Here is a 25,020-nt window from a genome sequence, read left to right on the forward strand (position 1 = left end):
GCGTCTCCACTGTGACTTCGCGGAACACAGGGTTCCGCACTCACGGAAGGAAAGTGCAATGGCTGAGAACACCGCCACCACCACCCCCGCTACCGCCACGAAGGACGGCGGCTCGACCGTCATCGTGGATGCCGTCGTCGCCAAGGTCGCCGGCATCGCCGCGGCCGAGGTCCCCGGCGTGCACGCGCTCGGCGGCGGCGCGGCTCGCGTCATCGGCAACATCCGTCAGGCCGTGGGCGCGAAGGACTACGCGCAGGGCGTGAGCGTCGAGGTCGGCGAGACCGAGGTCGCCGCGGACATCGCGATCCAGGTCGACTACCCGGAGCAGCTGCAGCGCGTGGCCGCCAACGTCCGCGCCGCGGTGCACCAGGCCATCACCGAGCTCGTCGGCATGAAGGTCGCCGAGATCAACGTCACCGTCGTGGACGTCTTCATCCCGGGCGACGACGACGAGGACGAGGTCACCGAGACCCGCGTCAACTGACGTTCCCGTGACAAGGGGCGCCACCTCCGGGTGGCGCCCCTTTCGTGTATCCGGGGCTCAGCCGCCGTGCCGGACCTTGTCGTACGCGTCCAGCGCGCGCTGGCGCGTCTCCTTCAGGTCGACCATCGGTTCCGGCGCGCCGCCGTCGAGGTACTCGGGGGCCCACCGGCGGATGTACTCGTCGTGCGGATCGAACTTCTCGCGCTGGGTCTCCGGGTTGAACACGCGGAAGTAGGGCGCCGCGTCCGCCCCGGATCCCGCGACCCACTGCCAGTTGAACGGGTTGCTCGCGGCATCCGCGTCCACGAGGCAGTCCCAGAACCACTGTTCGCCGTGGCGCCAGTCGATGAGGAGATTCTTGGTGAGGAAGGATGCCGTGACCATGCGCACGCGGTTGTGCATGACCCCGGTGTGCCAGAGCTGCTTCATCCCGGCATCCACGACGGCGATGCCGGTCTCGCCGCGCTGCCACGTCTCGAGGTGCGCGCGGTTGAGCCGGGGCCAGGGGAAGGCGTCGTACTGCTCGCGCCAGTTCTTCGTCGCGAGATCGGGGGAGTGGAACAGCACGTGCCAGGCGAACTCGCGCCAGATGATCTCCGAGAGGAAGCCGGTGGCGGACTCGGCGTGCTTCCCCGAGCCTCGGTGCTCGAGCGTGGCGTGCCAGACCTGGTAAGGGCTCAGTTCGCCCCAGCGCAGCCGCGGCGAGAGGTTCGAGGTCGCACCGCCCGCGAAGGCGTCGCGCGAGAAGGCGTAGTCGCCGAGGTCGTCGTCGAGGGAACTCGCGCAGGCGCGCCAGGGCGGCGGGCTCGCCCGGCTCCCACGTCTCGCGCAGGCCGCCGGCCCAGTCGGGCTTGGTCGGGAGCAGGGCCCACACGTCGAGGTCGTCCGAGGCGGGTGCCTTCGATGGCCCCGGGATCTTCCGAGCCTCGGGGAGCGGTGCGCGGGGTGACGGCATCTTCTCGACCACGCGACGGAACGGCGAGTACACGCCGTAGGGCTTGTCGGCGCCCGTGCGCACAGTCCAGGGCTCGAACAGCAGGTTCGCCGCGAACGACGCGACGGTGACGTCGTCGCCGCGGAGCTTCTCCTTGATCCCCGCGTCGATCTCGCGCTCCACGCCGCCGTAGCGACGGTTCCAGAACACCGCCCCGGCTCCGGTCTCGTCGACCACGGCGGGCACGACGTCGGCCGCGCGGCCCCGGCGCAGCACGAGCGTCGACCCCCGCTCCTCGAGACGTTGGGCGAGGGATGCCAGCGAGTGATGCAACCACCACCGTGCGGCCCCTCCGATCTCGCGCACGCCGTCGGACTCCTCGTCGAGCACGTATAACGCGACCACCGGCTCGCCGCGGTCGAGCGCCGCGCGCAGGGCCGGGTGGTCGGTCAGCCGCAGATCGTCACGGAACCACACGAGGGACGGAGAAGCCATGCAGCGACGCTATCCAGCCGACGTTCCGCGCTGCCGGGCTTGACACGCCGCCGCGCTGCACCTGCACGGCAGGCACGGGAACCTCCGATTCAGCACCTGGTTCGATCGCCGCTCTGGCGGATTCGCAATCCTGCGAGAAATCGGGTGAAAAGAACATGCAGATCTCGCAAATCGGTCTATTTCTGTTTGGGGCGCGACGCCGGTCGGCGAGAGTGTTTTCAAATCTGCGAACGACAGGACGGGCAATGAACGAAGAAGAGAACACCGCGGAGCAGGGGGCCGCCGGTATCCAGCGACGGACAATCGTCAAGGGGGCGGCCTGGTCGATCCCGGTGATTGCAGCTGCCGTGGCCGCTCCGGCTGCGTCGGCGTCGGTGACTCCATGTGAGGGCCGTATTGAGGTCACCGCCGCCTCGTATATCCGAGACTCGACCGATGGGTGGTACGGCGAACTTCAGTCGAACGGCACAGGGGCGCGCCTGGGAATCGGCGGCATCCTGCCTGATTCGCGCATGAAGGCCAATATCGCCCTGCACAATCCCACGTCGTGTAACTGGACGGGCCCGGTCAGGTTGCAGATCGACCTGCCAATTCGGCTTCTGCGACAAGACCCCGGTTCTGAGCAGGGCTTCACGCTCGGGAACGGAGGCAACTATACGGAGGACGGCGTCACTTGGCGTCGCTACTACTTCACAGGAACCATGACCGTGCTTGCGGGCCAGACGCGTGTGGTAGGGATCAACTGGGCGCTGGCAGACGTCGACACCATTCGCACGTACTTCGGTCCGCAGCAGGGGCCGCAGCGTTGGAGTCTGTTGCCGGCGACGCAGCGCAGCATGGGGTGGCGTTTCCGTAACCCGTCCGGTCAGGTGATCTCGGCCGGAAATTCGCTGTGGAGCGGCGCATACAACAACACTCTCGCCCAGAACGCGGGGTTCTGGGTGCACTCGAACACGGTCAACGCCCCGACTGCTTGATCGGGTGGCTGAGTCCAGCCCTTCCAGGAGCGCCCGCCGCAATGCGGGCGCTCCTGCGCTTGCCGGTGGTCAGGGGTGATGTTTGTCAGGTATCGACGGCCTCGCCTGGCGAGGTTGCTGTATCTGAGTTGAGGGAAGCAGCCGTATATTGCCGCGCGCATTCAGATCAGGCATTTGGCACGATCTCGTCAAGCGTCATGACCTGCACAACCTTTTCATCTACATTTTCGAGTGGGTGCTGATGAATCTCGCGTCAAGGTGACGTTCCTGTCGATAAGAACACCTTGTGCATCGAGCCACGGTGGTTGCGAGTTCCGTCACGATCTCGTTCACGCCGAATTCTGGTGGCGAAAGCGCTCATTGATGACAAATGCCGCCGCCGGGTGGCCCTTTCACCGGTCAGCTTGGATGACGGCGCGACCGTCGGAGCCGACACGTGATCGGGCGGCCCTTGCCGACGCGACCTAGAGCGCGGACGTGTCGTGGCCGGCCGGGAGCGCGACCGTCAGGCCGCCCTCGATGACGCGCGTGTAGATGCGGGTGGCCTCGCCGAACTCGTCGCCGTCGAGCTCGATGGGCTGCGCCGGCGCGGTCGCCAGCTCGATGCCGGATCCGCGGAGGTAACGCACCGACGTGTCGCGGCGGCGTTCGAGCACGCGACGTCCGGCGCGGAAGCGCTGCAGCACCGAGTTGTCCCACCAGATCTTGCGCCACACGCCGAGCCAGCCGAACACGCCGCTGGGCTGGATGACGGCGACATCCAGGATGCCGTCGGCGATCGAGGCATCCGGGATCAGGGCCACGCCACCGGGCAGCGCGCCGCAGTTGGCGAACAGCACGCTCTGCACCTTGGCGGAGTGCAGGCGGTGTCCGTGACCGTCGAGCTGGTACATCACGCGGAACGGCTTGGCGTTCACGAGCGACCGGGCGGCGCCGTCGACGTACGCCACCCACCCGACGGACTTCTTCAGCTCGGGACGGGTGTTCTGGATCATTGCGGCATCCAGTCCCATTCCGGCCATCACGACGAAACCGTGCTCCTCGACGGTGCCGTCGGCGCGGCGGATCCGTGCGATCCCGGTGTCGGTCGCGAGCACCTTCCCGTCGAACGTCGCGCGGATCATGGCGTCGGCGTCGTCCAGCGGCAGGTTGAGGTTGCGGGCGAGGAGGTTGCCGGTGCCGCTCGGGACGATCGTGAGCGGGATGCCGGTCGAGGTCAGGGCCTCGGCCACAGCGCGGACGGTGCCGTCGCCACCGGCCACGAGAACGGCATCCACTTCTTCCTCGAGGGCGGCACGGGTCGCGAGGTCGCCGAGGTCGTCGACGGTCGTCTCGTAGAAGAGCGGTTCGGCCCACCCGGCCTCGGCGGACAGCTCGCTCACCCGCGGGCGCAGGACCTCGGGGTCGACCTTCGTCGGGTTGTAGACCAGAGCCGCGCGCTTCTTGCTCGTGGGCTCGGCATCCATCGGGGCGTCATCGCCGTCGGCGGAGACCCGCACCGCCTCGCCGGACGTGCCGTCGGACGTGTCGGAGTCGACGTCGCCGGGCTCGTGGATGACGTCGTCGGGCTCGGCCGCGTCCTTGGGGTCGGGCTCGTCGGCCGCGACGGTGTCGGGCTCGTCCTCCTGTCGCAGGGACGCCTCGTGGAAGTCCTCCGGCGAGCCCTCCGACGCCGCCCGGTCCTTCTCGGCCTCGGGGGAGACGGGGGCGTCCGCGTCGTCGCGCGGTTCTTGGGGGTCGGCCATGGCATCCACCATAGGACCGCCCACGCGCGGCAGACTTCCGCGGACGAAGGGGTTGACGCGCGACAGCCCACCGCGCACCGTTGCGGGCGTTCACGGTGCCGCCACCCGCCGTTCTCCGCCGGCCCCTATCGTCTGCCCATGTCGCTCTGGGAGCCGTCGCCGCGGCCGCGAGACGCGGATGTCTTCGCACGGCACCACAGCCGCCGACGGCGCCGTCGCACCGCGGTGCTGGTCGCGGCGGCGGTGGTCGGCGTCCTGGTCCTGGCCGGAGTCGTCGTGGCGACCGGGGCCGACCGTGCGGTCTTCTCGGCGTTCACGGCGCAGCAGCGCGCCCGATCGGTCTCGCCCGCACTCGAGGCGGTCGCGGACCGGGCCTTCCTCACCGACGACGCCCGTGCCCTCCTCCACGACGTCGGCGCCCTGGAGGCGAACGGGACGGTGCTGCGTCAGGCGTGCGCCGTACCCGGCAAGGCACCGGACGACATCGCTGCGGGCTGTTACTCGCAATTCGGCATCCGGGTGTACGTGCCGGCGGATCCGCGCCTGGCCGACGAGTCGGTGACGATCCTCGCGCATGAACTCCTGCACGCGGCATTCGACCGCTTCAGCATCGAAGAGCGCGTCCGTGTCTCCGCGCTGCTGCGCGCCGAGATGGATCGCCTCGCGCCGGACGACCCCGTCCGCGCGCGGATCGAATGGTCGGTCGCGGGGCGGGAAGAGAACCGCACCACGGAGATGTTCGCGCATCTCGGCTCCTCCGTCATGCCCGAGGGCGGTTTCGCACCCGAACTCGAGCAGGTGTACGCGCGCTTCTTCACGGACCGCGCCGCTCTCGTCGCGGTCGAGGCGCGCGTCCGTCACGACGTCGAGGCGCTCGTCGCCGAGTACGCGGTCGCGGAGCAGGATCTGGCCACCGCCGAGGCGCAGACGGCGCAGGAACGGGCCCAGCTCGACGTCGACCGGATCTCGTTCGAGGCTTCGCGCGCGGCGTATCAAGCGGATGCCGATCGCTACAACGCGATGGATCCGGTGGTGCGGTCGCAGCAGCGGGGGTTCTGGCAGGACGTCGGCGGCGACAGCTTCACCGGGTCGCTGCAAGAGGTCCTGGCGGCGCGGTACACCTGGCTCGAGGAGCGCCGTCAGGACATCGAGGCCAGAACGGCCTCGGTCGCGGCGCGGGAGGCGGATGACGCGGCGAGCCGCACAGCGCTGGAGGCGCAGTACGCGGATGTCGTGGCCGTCACCCGCGCGATGGACCCGGCATCCACCCTGTGAGCCGCACGAAGCCGCGGACCGCGCCGCGAAGCGGCTCCCGCCCCGACCGTAGGATGGACGCGTGATCGACCTGACTCTGCTGCGTGAAGATCCCGAACTGGTGAAGCGCTCCCAGATCGCGCGCGGGGAGTCGCCCGACTCCGTCGACGCCGCGATCGACGCCGACCGCGAGCGCCGCGCCGCGATCACGGCGTTCGAGGAGCTCCGGGCGGCGCAGAACGCGCACGGCAAGAAGGTCGCGCAGGCACCCAAGGACGAGAAGGCCGCCCTCGTGGCGGAGGCCAAGGAGCTCAGCGAGAAGGTCAAGGACGCGCAGCGCGCGGTGACCGTCGCCGAAGAGGCCGCGGAAGAGGCACTCGCCAAGATCGAGAACATCGTGCTCGAGGGCGTCCCCGCGGGCGGCGAAGAGGACTTCGTGACCCTCCGCACGCACGGCGAGATCCCGACGTTCGACTTCGAGCCGCTCGACCACCTCGCCATCGGCGAGAAGCTCGGCGCGATCGACATGGAGCGCGGCACGAAGGTCTCGGGCAGCCGCTTCTACTTCCTCACCGGCATCGGCGCGCGCCTCGAGCTCGCGCTCATGACTCTCGCGCTCGACCGGGCCCTGCAGGCCGGCTTCACGCCGATGATCCCGCCGACGCTCGTGCGCCCCGAGGTCATGCGCGGTACCGGCTTCCTCGGCCAGCACGCCGACGAGGTCTACCACCTCGACAAGGAAGACTTGTACCTCGTCGGCACCAGCGAGGTGCCCCTCGCCGGCTACCACATGGACGAGATCCTCGACCTCGAGCGCGGCGCGAAGCGCTACGCCGGCTGGTCCACGTGCTACCGCAGCGAGGCCGGCTCGTACGGCAAGGACACCCGCGGCATCATCCGCGTGCACCAGTTCAACAAGCTCGAGATGTTCGTCTACACCGACCCGGCGGATGCCGAGGCCGAGCACGACCGTCTCGTCGCGATGCAGGAGGGCATGCTGCAGGACCTCGGGCTCGCGTACCGCGTGATAGACGTCGCCGCGGGCGACCTCGGCTCCAGCGCCGCGCGCAAGTTCGACATCGAGGCCTGGGTTCCCACGCAGGATGCCTATCGCGAGCTGACCAGCACCTCGAACTGCACCACCTACCAGGCGCGTCGCCTCGACACCCGGTTCCGTCCCGCCGACGGCGGCAAGACGCAGCCGGTGGCGACGCTCAACGGCACGCTCGCGACGACGCGCTGGATCGTCGCGCTGCTCGAGACGCATCAGCACGCCGACGGGTCGGTGACGGTACCCGAGGTGCTCCGGCCGTACCTCGGCGGCCTCGAGGTCATGGAGCCCATCGCGTGACCGACGAGGCCGCCCTGCCCCGCATCGGTGACGTCGACGCCGAGCCGCAGCACGAGGCGGCCGAGGTCGTCGCGGACATCGCGCGCACCGCTCCCGTCGGCCGCATGCTCATCGCGCTCGACATCGACGGCACCGTCCTCCTCGAGGACGAGTCGCTCAGCCCCGGAGTCGTGGATGCCGTGCGCCACGCGCAGCAGCAGGGCCACGAGGTCATGCTCGCCACCGGGCGCAGCTGGGACAGCACGCACACGGTCATGAGCCTGCTCGGCATCCATCCCGAATACGCGGTGTGCTCGAACGGCGCCATCGTGATGCGCCGGATCGGCGGACCGGATGCCACCGACTACGAGCGCGCGCACGTCGAGACGTTCGACCCGACCGAGGTGCTCACGCTGCTCGGCGAGCACCTCGGGGACGCGCACTTCCTCGTCGAGCTGCCCGACGGGCAGCGGCTCTTCACCGACTACCTCGACGACTGGAACCTCAAGGGCGCGAACAAGGTGACCTTCGCCGAGCTCTCGCACCAGCCCGTGTGCCGCGTCGTCGTCGTGGCGCCGGAGAAGACCGACAAGGACTTCCTCGAGCTGGTCAAGCACATCGGCCTCAGCCAGGTGTCGTACGCGATCGGCTGGACCGCGTGGCTCGACATCGCCCCACAGGGCGTGAACAAGTCGACCGCGCTCGAACTGGTGCGCGAGTGGCTCGGCATCCCGCCCGAGAACGTCCTGGTCATGGGCGACGGCCGCAACGACATCGAGATGATGCAGTGGGCGGTCTCGCACGGCGGACGCGCGATCGCGATGGGCCAGGGTCCGGTCGAGGTGCACGACGCCGCCGGCGAGGTGGGCCTGTCGGTGACGGACGGCGGCGTCGCCGCGGTGCTGCGCGAGCTCTGAGGCCTGCGCTCAGCCGATCTTGGACAGCAGGACGTTGTCCGAGCCCGCCGGGCTGCGGAACAGCGGCGCGCAGTTCGAGTCGATCGTGACCTTGGTGTCGTTCGCGCCGGGAGTGTGACGCAGCTCCAACGGGCCCAGGTCGCCGTCGGGCAGCTTCACGGTGTACGACACCGTGCGCGTCTCTCCCTCGGCGAGGAGGACCGTTCTGCTCTCCGCGGGGTTGCCGTGATCCGAGCCGGAGCGGTCGCGGAACGTCGGGTCCCACCAGTCGCCGATCTTGGGATCGGTCGACACGATCTCCCCGCCCGGCGGGGCGAAGAACAGCACGTCGAGCATCATCGTCCGCAGGTCGATCCCCCGGTCGATGTTGCGCAGACCCAGGGTGTAACCGCTCTTGATGGCATCCGTGATGCTGTTGTGCAGGTCCATCGAGACGGTGATGGTGCGGTCGTCCGCGTTGCAGGTCGCGTACTGCGAGTACGACAGGTGGTACTCCAGCTTCCCGATGGAGTAGTCGTTGAAATAGATGCCGAGTTGGGTGGCATCCTGGTTGTCCTTCGGGAGGGTGCCGTCGAGGCCGTACTGGTGGGCCAGGCTCTCCAGGCCCGCGTCGTCGAACCACGCGAAGATGCGGCCCTCGCCGGCGCTGCGGGTGATCTGGTTCCACATCGAGCCGAGGTCCCACTGGCGTCCGGTGAGCTTGGCGAACATGCTCGCGCTGATCTCGCTGAAGTACCGGTCCATCGCGGCGTTGTCGACGCCGTACCGTTCGTACGGTTCGCTCATCAGCTTGGATGCCGCGTTCTGGGCGTCCACGGTCTCACCCGACGCGAGCGTGATCGGGCCGGTCGCTTCCAGGAGATGGGCCAGCACGATGGGGTCGATCGAGAACGACCCGTCGAACTGCGGCTTGTCGGTCCACTTGCGCGTCGCTTGGAACAGCTCGACCGCGGTCGGGAAGTTCGGGGTCATGTTGAAGTTCGACGACCAGTTCGTCAGCTCCGGCGGGTAGAGCTCCCGCGTCTGCCACGGCAGGGTGATCAGCGACCCGTTGACGGTGTCGAATCCGACCGAGGGCAGCACCGAATACATCAGGTCGGTGCCCGTGTCGAGGCTGAGCATGTCGACGTGGCCGTCGTCGACTTTGAGTACCAGCCACTGGGCGACACCCCCGCCGGTGGCGCGGATCTCGGCCGGCGTCTGGATCATGAGCTGGTAGAGCATCGGGCGCTCGGCGCCGGCCGCGCGGAGCAGCTCGGGCAGGTGCGCGTCGACCGTCTTCAGCACCGGGGTCGCCTGCTGGATGAGGCTCTGGAGCTGGTCGACCGGAGCCGAGATCTGCGGAAGCACGCCGGTGCGGTCCATGGACGACGCGATCCGGGATGCCTCGTCGAACGACGTCAGCACCGTGGGGATGATCTTCCCCGCGTGCAGGAACGGCTTCAGGTTGATCCCGTCGGAGGAGCCGTCGCTCGACGCGGCCATCGTGGTGATGAGCGGAGGAAGCACCTGCGACGAGATGGTCTGAGCGATCTCTGTGACGTCGCGGACGGCGAGCACGTTCGGTCGCGCGGCCGGGATCTCGGCGGCGAGATCCCACAGCGGACCCTGGGCGGTGTCGTAGGCGTGCCGCGCCCGGGCGACGATGTCTTCCCCGGATCTCTGGATGCCATCGGCGTCGCCGCTCGCGGCGGCATGGGCCAGCAGTTTCGACTGGTCCAGCGCGCCCTCGAGGTCGTCGCGCACCTGGATCACCTGCCACGCGAACGCGCCGGCGGTGAGGAGGACGGCGAACACGATCACCGTGAGCGGGCCCCCCACGGCGGCCATCGCGATCACAGCCGTGCGGCTCCATCGCTGGCCCGCGCTCTCCGGCGCGGCGTGACGGGCGGCCGGTTGCTTGCGGGTGAGACCTGTGCCCTGCGTCGCCCGCGCCCCGCGGCGCGTGCGGTTGTCGGCGCGATCGTTGTGCAGGGTCCCCACGGTCACGGGCAGATCGTAGCCGGGCGAAGTGAAGGGTCCCTCACAGGGCTGTGAACGGCGGGCTGTGGGGTGCGAGTGAGGCGCGGGGGCGGCCGGGGTGGGCGCGGGCGGCCGTGGGCCGGCGCGGTGCGCGGGCGTGCGGCTGGGTAGACTCGGGCGATCGGGAGGGTTGTCCGAGCGGCCGATGGACCTGGTCTTGAAAACCAGTGGGCAGAGATGTCCCGTGGGTTCGAATCCCACACCCTCCGCCAAATGTGCGTTATTCGAACCCCGCCCAAATGAAAGTTTGGGCGGGGTTTGCGCATATTCGTCGCCGTCGTCCGCAGTTTGCATGCGTAGAAGCACGGCAGAAGGGCTCCAGCGGCGCTCTGGACGGTTCCCCCATTCTCGGACGGGCACAAGTGCTCCGTCCGTTCCTGTGGCGCTGTGAGCGGCGTCCTGTTGAGTCGGAACCGGGACTACGGCCATCTCGCGCGCTTCGACAGCGAGGGTCGAATCTTTGGACAGGAGCCCCGCGAACAGCTCCTGCACTTCGGCGTCCTCGACCGAGCCGTCCTGACCGATGAACAGCTTCGTGAACAGCCCCTGATTGAGTAGCCGTCGTTCGGCCGGAATGGCGTTGACGTACTGCTCGTGGCAGAGGCGAGCGACTTCCAATGCGCCTTCAAGCTAATCATCTAGCTGCTCCAGCGCCTGCTCAGACGCGGCGATCTGGTGCTCGGCGGCGTCGGCCTCGCGGGTGATCCGCTCCATCTCGCTCTTAAGGATGTCCAGGGGCACGGCACCCGCGTAGTGCGCCTTCATGAGCGCGGCTTGTTCGTTCTTGAGCGCCGCGTGTCGGCGTCGCGCCTCACCGAGCGTGAAGCGCGCGTCGGCCTGGCCGTTGGCTAGCTCCTCGCGGACGACTTGGCGGATCTCTTCGATGCGCTTCGGCGTGAAGTGCAGGCGGAGGTAAAAGTCCTCGACGCCCTTCTCCACTGCCTCCACGCTGACGTACTTCCTCGTGCAGGGCGCGGCCTTGGCGCGCCGTCCGAGGCAGAAAAAGTAGTCGTAGTACGCGCCGAGCTTTCCCTTGTTGCGGGTGAAGACGAGCCGATTGCCACACTCTCCGCAGTAGATGGTGCCCTTCAGGTAGTGCGGGTGGCGGCGATCCTTCTCGCCTGCAGAATTGTGCGCGGCGAGGACATCCTGGACGCGAAGCCACAGCTCCCGCGGGATGAGCGACGGGTGCGAGCCCTCGTAGAACGCCCCCTTGTAGACGACGATGCCGACGTAATACGGGTGAGCCAGGAGACGGTGGAGCGTCGAGACGGTGATGGGCCGGGCGGGTCTGTTGTACCCGGCCCGATTGACCAGCCCCCGTGCTTCCAGCGCTGCACAGAGGTTCTGGAGGCTCCAGTTTCCGTTGGCGTACTCCTCAAATGCCCAGCGGATGTGTGGTGCGCGCTGCTCGTCGATTTCCACCCAACGAATGTCGGCGCGCCCTTCCTTGCGCTGCCTATTCACGTACCCGAGTGGTGCCTGGGCGGGCGTACCGCCCTCCTTCAGCTTCGTAGTGATGCCCTTGCGGACTTCGCTCGCGAGGTTGTTGGAGTAGTAGGCGGCGACACCGCGCATGAACTGGAGGTTGAGCAGCCCCTGGGGCGTCTCGTCGATGTACTCGGTGACCGAAACGAGCGCGGTCTTCGTCTTCTCCCGCGCGTCGTCCACGACGTAATCAACCTTGGGGGAGCGGCTCAGGCGGTCGAGCTTGTGAACGACGATGTGCGTGATGCGGCGCTCGGCAAGGTCGGCCAGCATCTGCTTGAACGCGGGACGATTCGTTGTCGTTCCGGTCCGACCTGGGTCGATGTAGTCTACGATTTCGAGGTCGTGCTCGCGGGCGTAGCGTTCGCAGGCTTCGCGCTGGTACGGGATCGAGAGGCCGAACTCACTACCGCCCATGCGGGCCTGTTCTTCGGTGCTCACTCGGCAGTAGATCGCGACCCGGCCGCGACGTCGCTTGTGCGCCTCTGCTGCCGGTGTCAGCAGAGGTTCAGAGGTCGGCGTCTCGCCGTTTCGAAGCCGCTGGACGAGGTCGGTGTGAGCGCCTTGGTACAAGCTCTTTCTGGCTTGCCACTTCGGATCAGTCGGTCCGCGGTCCTGCGCGACTCCCTGGGTTCTGGCGTCGTAGTCGGGTGCCACTGCCCCACTCTCCTTGCTGCTCGGCTGATGAGTGGGGTGACCATAGCGGATCACCACTTCGCTCGCTTTGGTGGGCGCCTTCGGGGCTTGTTCGTTCATGTTCACCTCCTTTCGCTGGGTGCGCTGGTCAGTGGACCACGTGACGCATATTTATGCAAGTGAATACATTTAGTGTTCAGCGCGCACCCCTTCTTGAGGGCCGCTGGATGTGAAGCGAGCGGGCTCCCTCGATACGAGCGAGCGCGAGCGAGGCGTAGTCCGGGTTCAGCTCGATCCCCTGCCAGTCCCGCCCGAGGTTCTCGGCGGCGATGTCAGGTGCACTCCGAGGGTCTCGCCTCGAGCGATCGAGCGTATCTGTCCTGGCCTCCCCGGCCCGCAGTGTGACTCAGAACCCGTCGTCGCCAAGGTCGACCGGTCGGTTTACCTTTGAGTTGACCTCGCCGAGGAGAGATTCCAGGAGCCACGCGCCGCGAGCGAGGTCTTCCTCGTCGACTGGGTTATGATGCGCGGCCGCATTTCGGAGGCGACGCAAGAGCCGAAGACGATTGCGATTCTCATCAACGAACTTCCTCCGACGCTCCGCTCTAGCGAGGTCGGAAGGAGAAAGACCGTCCGGCGCGACCTCTAGTCGCCCATCGAGGTTCAACGCCTGCGTCAAACTCGCCCAGAACGTAATGACTCGACCAATCAGTTCATACTCTGAATAGCTGGCGGTATCTAGCGGTGAACGTCCAGGGGCATCACGATCCGTCTCGTCGGCCAATCGGCGCGAGTCCGATGTTGTGAAATACTCACCACGATCGACGTGGACTGAGATGTTGTTTGTGTTCGACGCAACCGCGAAGTTCAGATTGTCAATTCGAGCCTGCAGTACTGATATGGAAGCCTTCACATCCTCGGCCACGGCTGCCGCTTCCTCAGACTTCTTGTTCGCCTCGGCCACTCGACGCTTCAGCGTGACTCCCAGTACCGTAATCTCAGACAGATCTGGCCAGAAAAGAGCTGCTACGAGCAGAAGGGCTACCAACCCGGCTCCGCTCCCCGCCGGGGAGGGCCCACATGAGGTCACAGTGCCGTTGACGTCTGTTGTAGCCCCCGCCTGCGTCGTCTGTGACTTCGTGGTCACGTCACTGCACTCCCGCAACGTGCCCGACGAGAACAGCCAGAACGCAGTCACGAGCAGCACAAGCGCGGCGACCCACCGACCGTGTCGGAACCAGCGTTTTCCTCGCGATTCCTCGGTCTTGCTGCCCCCACCGTCCGTCACAGACGCATCTTGGCGCAGCCATCGCTCGATGACAAGACTGGAGGTGCATGACTGGTTTCCCGCGACAACACTCGCCGCCCATTCGAGAGTGGTGGATGGCGCGTGCCCTGTGCGCGACGCGCCATCCACTGACCGCGGGACATCTCGGTACGCTTCGGATTATGGAGGGAGAGCGCGAACAGCAGGCGGAGATCTTCCACGACTCTTGGAAGAGACTTGCATGGGTTGAGTCTCAAGCGGAGCGCGTGAGGGGGCTTGCAGCGCCCTGGTTGAACCTTTCTCCGCGTGCGCCCATGAGTGTCAGCCGTCCGGATGTGGTTACCGCGGAGCGCATTGAGTTCGTCGTTGATGTTCCGCAAGTGCCCTCCCCGCCCGACGAGGTCAATTTCCTGATCGGCAACATTGTGACGGATGCGAGGTCGTGCCTCGATATGGCGATAGACGCTATCTGGCGGGAGTATGGGCTCGACCGCAGAGGAGCTTTGGTTCAATTTCCTCTTGAAGACGATTTCCAGGCTGCACGTTCGAGGGGAAGGCTCCGCACATCTCTCGACCGCTTAGATTCTCGTTTCATAGAAGTCATTGAACAGGCGCAGCCGAACTACGCCGGCGGGATGCGCGACATTCCGATGAATATGTCAGCAATATTTATCGGTAAACTATCCAATGCAAACAAGCATCGAAATATCACTCCCGTAATTGTTTCGACAGTTCTGTCGTCAATTGGCACGGATATCGCTGGGGTTCGGCTGTCAACCGTCGATGGTGACGATCGACGTGGTGTCCCTCCCATGCGGTTCGCGGTGGATTTCGATAGCGGCGTGCACTCACAGGAGCAGGTCTTCGAGTACGTCGAGGCGATTGAGGGCAGCGGGCGGTCACCCTTGTACGTCCACTTCTCGCAGCGCTTGGTCATCTCTCGTCAGGAGATTCCTCTGTCACCTCCAAGATTCGCGGGCCAAGTCATCGATTGGCGAGCAGAACTGAAGGACGTCCTGGCCTTGATTCCTGCCTACGTCCGAGTGACGCTACGCAACCTGAACCGGGTCCATGCCGTCATTTCAAGCGGCACCGACCAGTTCTACATGCTCGACTTCCGCGGCTCGCTATAGGCGGCTCAGCCTTAGACTCCGGGTGCGGGTTCCTCTCTGTATTTGCCTGTGCCGCGCGCCTCAGCTGCCCTTCGACATGAGACGGTGTCGCGACCACTAATTGCCATAGATGGCGGCCTATCACTCGGTGAAAGAAGTTGCCACCTCGATATCCACGTCGCATTGCAGTGCTAGCACGCCGTGGGCGGTTACCGATGTTCCGAGTTCGGATTCCACCCCTAACGCCGATCCGAGCAGATGTGCGGCGATCGTCTCGTCCTCAGCGACCTGAGTTGAATCTTCTAGCTCCTCAACTAGACGCGCGCGAATAGTATCGAGGTGCTTGGCAACTACGTCCGTCGCGACGTTGTCGAACGCCTCCAATTCGAGAACCGCCTGGTCGAGTTCGAGTTGGAAGCGGGCGCGCAGTTCCGCAACGTCGTGGGCGATGTGGTAACGCCGCATCACTTCGAGCCCAGAAAGCACGGTAGCCGCGTGGATTCCTGCTTTGTATGCATCGGATCGAGGGGTCGTCCAGGCCGGCGGCACCAGTCCTGTCCAATCGTCGAGAGCAGTCTCGCTCGAATGTGCGGTACGGATGATCGTGAATGCGAGGCGGTTCACTCGGTATCCCCCAATCTCCGGGAAAACGATTAAGGGGGGTCGGTAGCCATACGAACCCGAGTCTGGGGTCAGCTTATGCAGCACCTCCGGCGAGTGCTTGAACCATTCGAGCAGATCAGGAACCTTGATTCCGACGGCGCGCTGCTGCGGAGGCCAGCCTTCGTAAACACGACCTGTGGCGCGCTCGTATGAGGTCGCCTCAAGCCCTAGTTTGCGCAAGGCAGACAGTTGCAGGTCGCGCTGGCGCTGAGCGCTTCGAGATGCATTTCGTCGGGCAAGGGTGGCAGCGCGAGCGAGAGCTAGACCGGACTCACCCGAACGGGCCGCTCGGCGTATATCACTGCCGCTTGTCTCGTTCACCGCAATCGTTTCCAGGACGGCGGAAAGATCCTCGAGACGTCCGACAATCCGGTCAATTGCATCGGACGGGTCTTCAGTAATCAGGTCCCACGGTTCTCGTTTGCATTTGATCGCAGCCTCCACCAAGTTTTCACTCAGATACATCGCCAACGCTCGGTGACCTGTGGGATCGACCAGTCTTCTGGGAAGATCGAGCGCAATCCCGCTCAAGACACTATGCAACTCATCGGATGGGGGTGCCGACGTCCCATCTAGCGGCGAATCGACAACCGGAACCAATCGATTAGCCATCTCCGCGAGCGACGCCGCGTCTTTCTGTAATGCGGCAACCACGCTGGAGCGAGTTTCACCACGTAGCCAGATCAATGTCGTGCGGTCCAGAACAGCATCCGCGAGTCTTAGCCCCACTTCCCCGACGGAAACGCGCTCAGTCCGTGTCAACTGATGCAGCCGTGCGGCCGCGAGGTTAGCGGTTTGCCTGTTCGAAGCGACGGAGGACCTCGCGTGGAGCGATCTTCGTTGGAGCTTAGATATTCCCAGCTGCATATCGCCGATGCGATAGTCATTTCCGCCTGGGAGCTTCGTTGATATGTCTGCGCTATCTACACTCGGTATGCATGCGACGCCGAGACGAGCAAGTTCCTTCGCATTTCGATCAGCGTCACCCTGAACCGCGTCCGAAACATGGATGATGGAACCATGCAGTATTTTGCCATCGTGGGAATCGACAATGAATAGCGAATGCGCGCCCATGAACCGCTCGGTCAGTCGATCGAGGATCCGGTCTGCGCCGCCGGCCAATCTTGTGACTCCTTCAGCGACACCTAGAGTAAGCATCCGCGCCGCCATTGTCAACTCGGCTAACGCCTCCAGCGGCGGTTCCTGAGAGAAACTAGCCGGTCGGCGTCCGTTGTCCAGATGCGTGCCGAAATTGACGTCGATGTCCTGGAGGAGTTCCGGATCTGCTCCGTGGATCGCGCTGAATAGGCTTTCGAGGTCCGATAGTCGGTCTAGCGAAAAGACGGCGTCCATTATACGACTGACCCCGATTTCTCTCATGACTGTTGCGAGGCCCGGGAACGGCTCCTTGGCGACCTCACGCAGCTCACTGACGGCCTTGGCGACGTTCTGTGGAAAGGGCATGCCGCTCCAGTCGCCGTCCACGATCGCCAGTTGCAGCGTGAAAACGCGAGATGGTGGAGGCACGTCATTTCGGTTGAGCACTTCAAGCCAATGCTCGGACCGGCCCTGCAGATCCGCGAGCTTGACTGCTTGCAAACCCGTGATCAACTCGCCAACTGGTGCCTGCGCCAACCGGTTCTGAAGCCTGTTTATTGCCGACGGAAGAGCCGCAGGCGCATCGCGTGCAATGCCTACAAGAAGAGTCGGCAGGAATTCCGCCGCAACCAGGCTGACGAGCTTCTGAATTGTTTGGGCCACCGAAGGTGGGGGCGCCTCATGTAAGTATTTGGACAGTAGACGCGAGCGAAGTGGGTGCAATCCACGCACGGTTTCGCCGGACACCAGCACGAGGTGTTCCTCCGCCAGGCGAAGCAACGCACGGCGCAGTGCGCCTTCTGTTGGCAGCGCGGATTCAAGTTGGGGGATACTCAGGGCGGCTCCCCATTGCGAGGCCGTGGAAACGAGGGCAAGCACCCGCAGTTCGGTTTCTCGACCTTGGCAGATGTGGTTCATCACTTGGTCGCGAAGGACGGCTCCAAGACGACGTCCTCGTGTGAGCATGTAGGTGTATTCGAGAGTCAGCCCATCCGCCGCGTCATACGCTTCCCGCCAGTGTGGGAGACTGGTGAGCCGGTCGTTCTGGAGACTGAGATACAGCGCCTCCGCTATCTGCTCAGTAAGAGACACGCGAACGAGCGCGCATCGCGCCGTGTCGCGGACGCCGATTAAGTCTTCATTTCTGACTGAGCCGAGCGTCATAACCCCGGTCAAGTGCGAAGTTGCGTCTACGAGTTCGTCCCACCCGAGCAACTGGCCTGTTCCCACCCCGTCGAGGACGAATCCGATCTGATTCCGGTCGTTGGTGGCGAAGGAAACTGCCAGGTCGACAATGCTCCGGATTGCTTCTGTATCTGTACGCCTCACCTCGTACCAAACGACATCACGTCGCGTATAGACAGCGGACCATACCGCCGTTGACTTGCCGACTCCGGACGGTCCGACGAACAGGACTGGCTTGCCCGCGCTCAGGGCCGTGACTGCATCGCCGACAGCGTCGGGCATTGGGGCGGGCAGCCCTGCGGCAATATGCTCGGGCCGCGCCGACGTACCTGCGTAATAGTCGTCGTGGGCTCCAAGGTCGACAAATCTGACAGGCACGCAGGTCCCGTCTGTGATCGCTCGTGATAGCGCATCTGCATCTAGCAACCGCAGTGCATTCTCTGCCCGGTGTCTGACCTCCGATCGGTCGATGCCGACAGCAAGTTCAGGGACGGTAACGGCTGCATTGGCGTCGGCGGCGTTTGCGACATCGATTCGCAACGACCGCTCGACGAACTCGCAGGCAGCGCGGGCAGCATTCAAGGAGTCTGCAAGGGCGGTAACCGCCTGATCGTGGGCGAGCTGCCAGTCGAGAGTGAGGATGGTCGAGATCGTCAAGAGTTCGGCGAGATCGGGGCCAACCTTCTCTGCGATGACGGATCTCAGCGGATGCGAGGCGTCGAGGTCGCTGAGAGTGCGGTTGAGATCATCGAAGATTTCGCCCGCCACCGGTCGTTCTACCACCAGGACCAGCCGACCAGTCACGAACCCTCGTGCCCGGTGCTTCTCCCACATCTCGACCAGATGGTCCCCGGTCTCTGACAACGTGAACGATCCCCGTCGCTCTTGTCGGCTCTTCACCTGAACAAAAAGAGGCACATCACCGTCGATTTGAAGATCTTCGTAGCCTTCGGGCACTACGCGGTGGGCTCCATCGGATCCGCCCAGTAGCCGAGCACAAAACCATGCCCCCACAGCATCCTGGAAATGAAATCCGCGGCCGGCGATCGCGCCTGCACGACTCCAGACATTCAAGTCAGCCTCGTCTCTCGGCGCGGTGGGCTCCCGGTGGGCACTCCCACCTGGTCTTGTCTAGTTGCTCCTCGAACTCTTCGGATGTCTCAGCGTTGTCACTAGCCTCGCATCATGTCCGACTCGTTCGCCGCGTCCCCCATCCGCAACCTACACGAGGACGTGCTGTCCACTCTTGAGGCGTTCGATGCTTTCGCGGCACCCATCGCTGGTGCGGTCCTGTATTCGTCCAGGTGGCGAGCAACCAGCCTGCCGCGAAACCTCCGGGCTGCATCGGCGGCGAGTGCCCTCGGGCTCACAAGCTTGGACGACGCGCGCCGTCGTTACACGCACAACGATGAGGAGGACGAGCCGACTGCGACCGATCGCTATCTACAGGCTTACTTCGCGGCACGAAGGCACATGAAAGAGACGCTCAGCGACTTGGGTAATTTTGAAGAGGGTGACAACTACGGCGCCTTCGCGGCTGCGGTAGCACTACAGCGCCTGGACTCGGGGTTCCGCGCCGCGCACATCCTCTACCGGCTTGGGTTGAACATCGAAGGTGACACGATCTCCCGACAAATCCTCGAACAGATTGCCTGGGCACTCGAAGCGTCGAGGCTCGGTACTTCTGAGGAAATGGAGAAGGTCAGTGCGTCGTACTCCATCTCCGCACTGAAGAAGTTAATTCCGGGTATCGGTCCCCTCTATGGAGCGTTGAGCGAAATCGCCCACGCGGGGTTGGAGCAGCATGGTCAACATGTTGAGTTGGATCCCGACGATCGAGGCCGCATCGTAGTCGCCCGCAGTCGGCTGGCCACCTCGGCGCTTATCCTCCTCCGGTTGGCAGACGCCTGGGTTGCCGTCTGCGAATACACACAGCGGGACATCGTGGGAACCTTTCGTGCTCTCGCCTCCCGCGATGACCTGCGACTACTGCAAGCTCGTCCCTTCCTTGCCGAATCGCAGCGGTTTGTCCAGCAAATTGCGAAGCTGGAGACCGAGGCCCGCGCGAGCTAGCGGTTGGCGACCGCGTCGTCTTGGAGCTAGAAGTCTCCTCGTTCGGGCGCATCGGGCTCAGACGGCTCGACGTCAGCGAACACGTGAGCTAATCCAGTCGAGTAGACGCTGCGTCTCCCACGAGGGGTTCGAAAGCCATCGCGCAGGTTCCGCCACGAAGGAACGCGGGTCCCGTAGGGGTCCGCGTTCCTTCGTTTCGGCCGGCCGAGCGGGATGCGAACGCAGTTGGGCCCACGCCGCCGGGGGCTCAGGGAGCCGCGCAGCGGCGGGCGGACCCGCCCTCGCTCAGGTGTCGCCGGGGAAGCCCGTCGACTCGCGCGCCACGACCCGGAACGCGGGCTGCACCGTTCGCGGGCTCTGCCGGGGGCCCTTCTCGGCGATCCGCTCGAGCAGCAGTTCGAGGGCCGTTTCGGCGATCTGCTCCTTGCCGACGTCGACGCTCGACAGGGAGGGGACCGAATACCGCGCCTCGTCGATATTGTCGAACCCGAGAACGGCCACGTCGTCGGGAACGGCGATCCCCTCGCGGGCGAGTGCGCGGAGCGCGCCCAGGGCGATCGTGTCGTTGAGGGCGAACACGGCGTCGAAGATCACGCCCTCGGCGACGAGCGCGTGCGCCGCCTGCGAGCCGCACGCGCGGGTCCAGGTCTCGAGCGGTCGGATGAGAGCGGGGTTCTCGGCGATGCCGGCGGCCGCGATCGCCTCGCGATACCCCGCGAGGCGGAGGCTCGCCGAGCTGGGCTGCCCGGGGGTGTCGTCACTGCCGCCCAGGATCGCGATGTTCCGGCGCCCGAGGCTCAGCAGGTGCTCCACGCCGGCGCGCGCGGCGGCGGTGTTGTGGATCGCGACGTGGTCGGTGGGACCGCCGAATATCCGATCGCCCAGCAGCACCAGCGGGTAGTCGATGCCGAGCACCTCGGCATCCGCCTGCCCGAGGCTCACCGGGCTGAGCAGCAGGCCGTCGGTGAAGCGGCGCCGCCCCCCGCTGATCGCGAGGAGCTCGGCATCCCGTTCCCCGTTGGTCTGCTCGATCACCACGCCGATCCCGCGCGCGTCGGCCAGGCGGATGATGTGGTCGGCGAGCTCGGCGAAGTAGCTCTCGCGCAGCGCGGGGACGGCCAGGCCGATCACGCCCGTGCGGCCTGAACGCAGTCCGCGCGCCGACAGATTCGGGCGATAGGCCAACTCGGCGATAGCGGCCCGCACGCGATCGCGAGTGTCGGCGCGGACGTGCGGATGGTCGTGGATGACGTTCGAGACGGTCTTGATCGAGACCCCCGCGGCGCGGGCGACGTCGTGCAGTGTCGCGCCCATCCACCGTCCTTCCGCCGCATCGGGTTCCCACTCTAGGGCGTCGTCGTCCGCGCCTTGACAGGTCGATCAGGCCGCCCCTATGGTGCGTTACAACGTTTACCTATAACGTTGTACACGACCGCCCTCGTTCTGCGCCGACGTTCGACCGGCAGCCGCACGTGAGCGCGTCCCGACCCTCCTCACGAAAGTTCCGCATGACGTCTGCACGCGTGACCCTCGACCCCCACCGCGCCGTCGGAATCATCGACAGGCGACTCTTCGGCTCGTTCGTCGAGCACCTCGGCCGGTGCGTGTACGACGGCATCTACGAGCCCGGTCATCCGACCGCCGACGCCGACGGCTTCCGCGGCGACGTCCTCGCGCTCGTGCGCGAGCTGGGGGTGAGCACCGTGCGCTACCCGGGCGGCAACTTCGTGTCGGGCTACCGATGGGAGGACGGGGTCGGGCCGCGCGACGAGCGCCCGCGCCGACTCGACCTGGCGTGGCATTCGTTGGAGACGAACGAGATCGGTCTCGACGAGTTCGCGCTCTGGGCGCGCAAAGCCGACGCCGAACTGATGTACGCGGTGAACCTGGGGACGCGTGGCATAGCCGAGGCGCTCGACGTGCTCGAGTACGCGAACATCCGCTCAGGCACGCGGTGGTCCGACCTGCGCGTCGCCCACGGGACGCCGGAGCCCCACCGCATCCGCATGTGGTGTCTGGGCAACGAGATGGACGGGCCGTGGCAGCTCGGCGCCAGCACGCCCGCGGAGTACGCCGAGATCGCCGCCAAGACGGCGAACGCCATGCGGCAGATCGACCCCTCCGTCGAGTTGGTCGTCTGCGGCAGCTCCGGCGCGCAGATGCCGACGTTCGGAGAGTGGGAGCGCGTCGTGCTCGAGCGCACCTACGACAACGTCGACTTCATCTCGTGCCATGCCTACTACGAGCCCGTCGACGGCGACTACGCGAGCTTCCTCGCGTCGGCGACCGACATGGACCACTTCATCGAGACGGTGGCCGCGATCGCCGACGAGGTCAAGGCGCGGACCGGAAGCGACAAGGACGTCCACATCTCGTTCGACGAGTGGAACGTCTGGTACCAGTCGCGTTACAACGACGTCGAGAAGATCACCGACATCGAGACATGGCCGATCGCGCCCCGCCTTCTCGAAGACAGTTACTCGGTGGCGGATGCCGTGGTCGTGGGCAATCTCCTCATCTCGCTCCTGCGTCACGCCGACCGCGTGAAGGCGGCGAGCCTCGCACAGCTGGTGAACGTCATCGCCCCGATCATGACCCAGCCCGGGGGCGGCGCGTGGCGCCAGACGACGTTCTTCCCCTTCGCCGAGACCGCCCGGCTCGCGCGGGGAACGGCGCTGGACGTGCGCGTGGACGCGGCGGAGTACGAGACCGCGAGGTTCGGGCGGGTGCCCGTGGTCGACGCGGTGGCCAGCCTCGACTCCGACACCGGCGCGGTGGCGATCTTCGTGGTGAACCGGAGCCTGCACGAGTCCGCGACGTTCGAGATCGACGTGACGATGCTCGGGGGGATGAGCGCGACGTCGGCGCGCGTGCTGTCGGATGTCGACATCCATGCGCGGAACACGCGAGAGGATCCCGAGCGGATCGCGCTGCGCGACCTGCCCGTCCAGCGCGTCGACGAGCGCACCCTCGAGGTCACGCTCCCGGCCGTGTCGTGGGCAGTCATCGAGCTGCGCCCGGGGGGAATGAGATGACCGCCCTCCTCTGAGGCTGGAGTCACCGCGTTCGGCGGCGTTCCACCAGAACTGTGTCGCGCCACTGGCCGGCCCACGGCCCGTAGGTCATGCGCGCGATGCGTTCGCGGTGGCCGATACGGCGGAAGCCCATGCGGTCGTGCAGGGCGAGACTCGCGAGGTTCTCGGGGAAGATGCTCGATTGCACGGTCCAGAAGTCCGCGGCATCCACAGCCCGGAGAAACTCGCCGAGCAGGGCTGTGCCGGCACCCTGGCCGCGTGCGTGCGCTGACACGTATACGGAGTGCTCGATGACTCCGCGGTAGGCCTCGCGCGTCGACACCGGAGATGCGGCGATCCAACCGAGGATCGCGTCATCCGCGCCGACCGCGACGAGTCGGCCGGCCTCGAGCTTCCCGGCGTCGAAGGTCTCCCACGAGGGTGGTTCCGCTTCGAAGGTCGCGTTCCCTGTCGCGATGCCCTCTCGGTAGATCGACTCCACCGCGGGCCAGTCCTCCGGCCGCAGGGCGCGGACCCGCGAATCGCTCACGCGCGGAGGGCGCTCACGGCCCGATCGAGTGCATCCGTGACGACCCGGTAGTAGGCCCACTTTCCCCGTTGCTCGCGGGTCGCGAGGCCGGCGTCGACGAGCAGCTTCATGTGGTGTGAGACGGTCGGCTGCGACAGCCCGACGGGCTCAGTCAGGTCGCAGATGCAGGCCTCGCCTCCGTCGGAGGCGGCGATCAGCGACAGGAGCCGAACCCGTGCGGGGTCACCGAGGGCCTTGAACGTGCGCGCGATGGGATCTGCTTCCTCTGCCGTGAGCGCCGACGCCGGTGCGGTCGAGCAGCAGGCATCGGCGTCGTTCGAGAGCAGCGGTAGGAAGGTCGGCATGTCACGATTCTGGCATTTCATATTGACATCTGTCGATATGTCCTCGAATCTTGTCCCATCGACAGGTTTCAATGTGAGGAAGAGTCCCCGATGGCCGAAGAGCTTCCCGTCGTCGTGATCGGTGCAGGCCCCCAGGGCTTGGCGGCGGCCGCCCACCTGACGGAACGACGGATGCCCGTCGTCGTGCTGGAAGCGGGCCGCACGCCTGCAGCCGCGGTATCCGAGTGGGGTCACGTCCGCCTGTTCTCGGGGTGGCCGGAACTCGTCGATGCCGCGAGCGCGCGACTCCTGCAGCCCACGGGCTGGTCGGCGCCGGAGGCAGGGTTCCCGACGGGCGCCCTGTGGATCGAGAAGTACCTGGCCCCTCTCGCGGGGGTGCTGGGCGAACGCGTCGTCTATGGAGCCCGCGTGACCGGGGTGTCCCGACGGGGCCGCGACCGCCTGGTGGACTCGGGCAGGGGGGAGCAGCCGTTCACGGTGCACGTACAGCCGGCCGATGGAGCGGCCTACCGGCTTTCAGCGCGTGCGGTCATCGACGCGTCCGGTACCTGGGCGACTCCCAACCCTGCCGGCGCCGACGGGCTCCCCGCGCTCGGGGAACCGGAGGCCGGTGAGTCGCTCTCCTACCGCATTCCGGATTTCCGTGACCGCGCGGGCTTCGAGGGCAAGCACACCGTCGTCGTCGGATCCGGGCACTCTGCGGTGACCGCTGTGTTGGCCTTGGCGCAGATGGCGCGACGCGATCCGGGAACGACGGTGACCTGGGCGCTTCGGCGCGCGACCACCGCCAATGCTTTCGGCGGAGGTGACGCCGACGAGCTCCCGGCCCGCGGCGCGCTCGGCCTGAGGGCGAAGGAGGCCGTCGACGCGGGTCTCGTGTCCCTCGCGACCGGTTTCCGGACGGAGCGGATCGCCCGCGACGGCGACCGAGCCGTGCTCGTCGCCGAGGACGGGCGCACGATCACCGCCGATCGCGTCGTCGTGTTGACCGGCTTCCGCCCGGACCTATCGTTCCTGTCCGAGCTGCGCCTGGAACTGGACCCGACGCTGCAGGCGCCCGTTCGCATCGCTGCCGAGGTCGACCCCAACGTGCACTCGTGCGGCTCGGTCGCGGCCACCGGGGCCGCGGATCTCGCTCACCCCGAACCCGACTTCTACGTCGTCGGCGCGAAGTCCTACGGTCGCGCGCCGACGTTCCTCGCGCTCACCGGATACGAGCAGGTGCGCAGCGTCGTCGCGCAGCTCGCGGGGGACCACGAAGCCGCGCGCCGCGTCGAGCTGTCGCTGCCCGATACCGGTGTGTGCGGTGGGGCGGGCTTGTTCGACGCGGCCGGGGCGCCCGTCGCCGGGGCGTGCTGCGTGCCGTCCGCACACCTGCTCTCCTTCTCTCAGCCCGCCACCACCCCCGCGTGAACCCGAATCAAGGAATGCC

17 protein-coding genes, 1 tRNA gene and 1 pseudogene are annotated in these 25,020 nt (G+C 66.1%); 10 read left to right on the top strand and 9 right to left on the bottom strand.

Going from position 1 to position 25,020, the window contains the following annotated elements:
- Positions 1–58: 58 nt before the first annotated feature.
- Positions 59–484: an Asp23/Gls24 family envelope stress response protein gene (locus RKD05_RS08745; RefSeq protein WP_022880214.1), complete on the top strand. Its 426-nt coding sequence runs from the start codon at positions 59–61 to the stop codon at positions 482–484.
- Positions 485–541: 57 nt separating this feature from the next.
- Here the strand turns inward: RKD05_RS08745 and RKD05_RS08750 are convergent.
- A pseudogene (locus RKD05_RS08750) lies at positions 542–1,913 on the bottom strand (cryptochrome/photolyase family protein).
- A 245-nt stretch (positions 1,914–2,158) separates the two neighbouring features.
- On the opposite strand from RKD05_RS08750, the gene RKD05_RS08755 reads away from it, so the two are divergent.
- The gene (locus RKD05_RS08755; RefSeq protein ID WP_424709430.1) at positions 2,159–2,890 is read left to right on the top strand and encodes a hypothetical protein; all 732 of its coding nucleotides are present in this window, start codon (positions 2,159–2,161) and stop codon (positions 2,888–2,890) included.
- 464 nt (positions 2,891–3,354) lie between these two features.
- On the opposite strand, the gene RKD05_RS08760 is transcribed toward RKD05_RS08755, so the two are convergent.
- Positions 3,355–4,635, bottom strand: a complete 1,281-nt coding sequence (locus RKD05_RS08760; protein WP_424709432.1) for a diacylglycerol kinase family protein — start codon at positions 4,633–4,635, stop codon at positions 3,355–3,357.
- 138 nt (positions 4,636–4,773) lie between these two features.
- On the opposite strand from RKD05_RS08760, the gene RKD05_RS08765 reads away from it, so the two are divergent.
- The 3 genes from RKD05_RS08765 (at position 4,774) to RKD05_RS08775 (ending at position 8,136) form a co-directional block, all read left to right on the top strand.
- The gene (locus tag RKD05_RS08765) at positions 4,774–5,910 is read left to right on the top strand and encodes a hypothetical protein (RefSeq protein WP_424709434.1); all 1,137 of its coding nucleotides are present in this window, start codon (positions 4,774–4,776) and stop codon (positions 5,908–5,910) included.
- Between the two features lie 61 nt (positions 5,911–5,971).
- Entirely contained in the window at positions 5,972–7,240 is a 1,269-nt protein-coding gene (serS, locus tag RKD05_RS08770; protein WP_424709436.1) for a serine--tRNA ligase, read from the top strand.
- Positions 7,237–8,136: an HAD family hydrolase gene (locus RKD05_RS08775; protein ID WP_424709438.1), complete on the top strand. Its 900-nt coding sequence runs from the start codon at positions 7,237–7,239 to the stop codon at positions 8,134–8,136. The genes serS and RKD05_RS08775 overlap by 4 nt, the downstream gene beginning before the upstream one ends.
- Before the next feature lie 9 nt (positions 8,137–8,145).
- On the opposite strand, the gene RKD05_RS08780 is transcribed toward RKD05_RS08775, so the two are convergent.
- Positions 8,146–10,125: a DUF4012 domain-containing protein gene (locus tag RKD05_RS08780; protein ID WP_424709440.1), complete on the bottom strand. Its 1,980-nt coding sequence runs from the start codon at positions 10,123–10,125 to the stop codon at positions 8,146–8,148.
- Positions 10,126–10,282: 157 nt separating this feature from the next.
- Here RKD05_RS08780 and RKD05_RS08785 point away from each other — a divergent pair.
- Positions 10,283–10,370 (top strand) — tRNA-Ser (locus tag RKD05_RS08785).
- Between the two features lie 418 nt (positions 10,371–10,788).
- On the opposite strand, the gene RKD05_RS08790 is transcribed toward RKD05_RS08785, so the two are convergent.
- On the bottom strand, positions 10,789–12,402 hold the full coding sequence (locus tag RKD05_RS08790; RefSeq protein ID WP_424709441.1) for a recombinase family protein: 1,614 nt from the start codon (positions 12,400–12,402) through the stop codon (positions 10,789–10,791).
- Positions 12,403–12,688: 286 nt separating this feature from the next.
- The gene (locus RKD05_RS08795) at positions 12,689–13,570 is read right to left on the bottom strand and encodes a hypothetical protein (protein WP_424709442.1); all 882 of its coding nucleotides are present in this window, start codon (positions 13,568–13,570) and stop codon (positions 12,689–12,691) included.
- A 95-nt stretch (positions 13,571–13,665) separates the two neighbouring features.
- On the opposite strand from RKD05_RS08795, the gene RKD05_RS08800 reads away from it, so the two are divergent.
- On the top strand, positions 13,666–14,682 hold the full coding sequence (locus tag RKD05_RS08800) for a hypothetical protein (RefSeq protein WP_424709444.1): 1,017 nt from the start codon (positions 13,666–13,668) through the stop codon (positions 14,680–14,682).
- A gap of 120 nt (positions 14,683–14,802) precedes the next feature.
- On the opposite strand, the gene RKD05_RS08805 is transcribed toward RKD05_RS08800, so the two are convergent.
- Complete coding sequence (locus tag RKD05_RS08805; RefSeq protein WP_424709445.1) at positions 14,803–18,564, bottom strand: hypothetical protein; 3,762 nt, start codon at positions 18,562–18,564, stop codon at positions 14,803–14,805.
- 228 nt (positions 18,565–18,792) lie between these two features.
- Here RKD05_RS08805 and RKD05_RS08810 point away from each other — a divergent pair, with 228 nt between their 5' ends.
- Positions 18,793–19,680, top strand: coding sequence for a hypothetical protein (locus tag RKD05_RS08810; RefSeq protein WP_424709447.1), 888 nt, complete (start codon positions 18,793–18,795; stop codon positions 19,678–19,680).
- A 285-nt stretch (positions 19,681–19,965) separates the two neighbouring features.
- Here the strand turns inward: RKD05_RS08810 and RKD05_RS08815 are convergent, their stop codons facing one another.
- The gene (locus RKD05_RS08815) at positions 19,966–20,994 is read right to left on the bottom strand and encodes a LacI family DNA-binding transcriptional regulator (protein ID WP_424709448.1); all 1,029 of its coding nucleotides are present in this window, start codon (positions 20,992–20,994) and stop codon (positions 19,966–19,968) included.
- Between the two features lie 194 nt (positions 20,995–21,188).
- Here RKD05_RS08815 and RKD05_RS08820 point away from each other — a divergent pair, with 194 nt between their 5' ends.
- On the top strand, positions 21,189–22,715 hold the full coding sequence (locus RKD05_RS08820; protein WP_424709449.1) for an alpha-N-arabinofuranosidase: 1,527 nt from the start codon (positions 21,189–21,191) through the stop codon (positions 22,713–22,715).
- Positions 22,716–22,737: 22 nt separating this feature from the next.
- Here RKD05_RS08820 and RKD05_RS08825 read toward each other — a convergent pair whose 3' ends face one another.
- Positions 22,738–23,244, bottom strand: coding sequence for an N-acetyltransferase family protein (locus tag RKD05_RS08825; RefSeq protein WP_424709451.1), 507 nt, complete (start codon positions 23,242–23,244; stop codon positions 22,738–22,740).
- Positions 23,241–23,588: an ArsR/SmtB family transcription factor gene (locus tag RKD05_RS08830; RefSeq protein WP_424709452.1), complete on the bottom strand. Its 348-nt coding sequence runs from the start codon at positions 23,586–23,588 to the stop codon at positions 23,241–23,243. The genes RKD05_RS08825 and RKD05_RS08830 overlap by 4 nt, the downstream gene beginning before the upstream one ends.
- Positions 23,589–23,678: 90 nt before the next feature.
- Between RKD05_RS08830 and RKD05_RS08835 the strand changes: the two genes are divergently transcribed.
- Positions 23,679–25,001 carry an NAD(P)-binding domain-containing protein gene (locus tag RKD05_RS08835; protein ID WP_424709454.1) on the top strand — a complete coding sequence of 441 codons (1,323 nt, stop codon included), beginning with the start codon at positions 23,679–23,681 and terminating at the stop codon, positions 24,999–25,001.
- The last annotated feature ends 19 nt before the right edge of the window (positions 25,002–25,020 follow it).

This window comes from Microbacterium sp. SLBN-111 (assembly GCF_049739645.1).
Classification (GTDB): Bacteria; Actinomycetota; Actinomycetes; order Actinomycetales; family Microbacteriaceae; genus Microbacterium.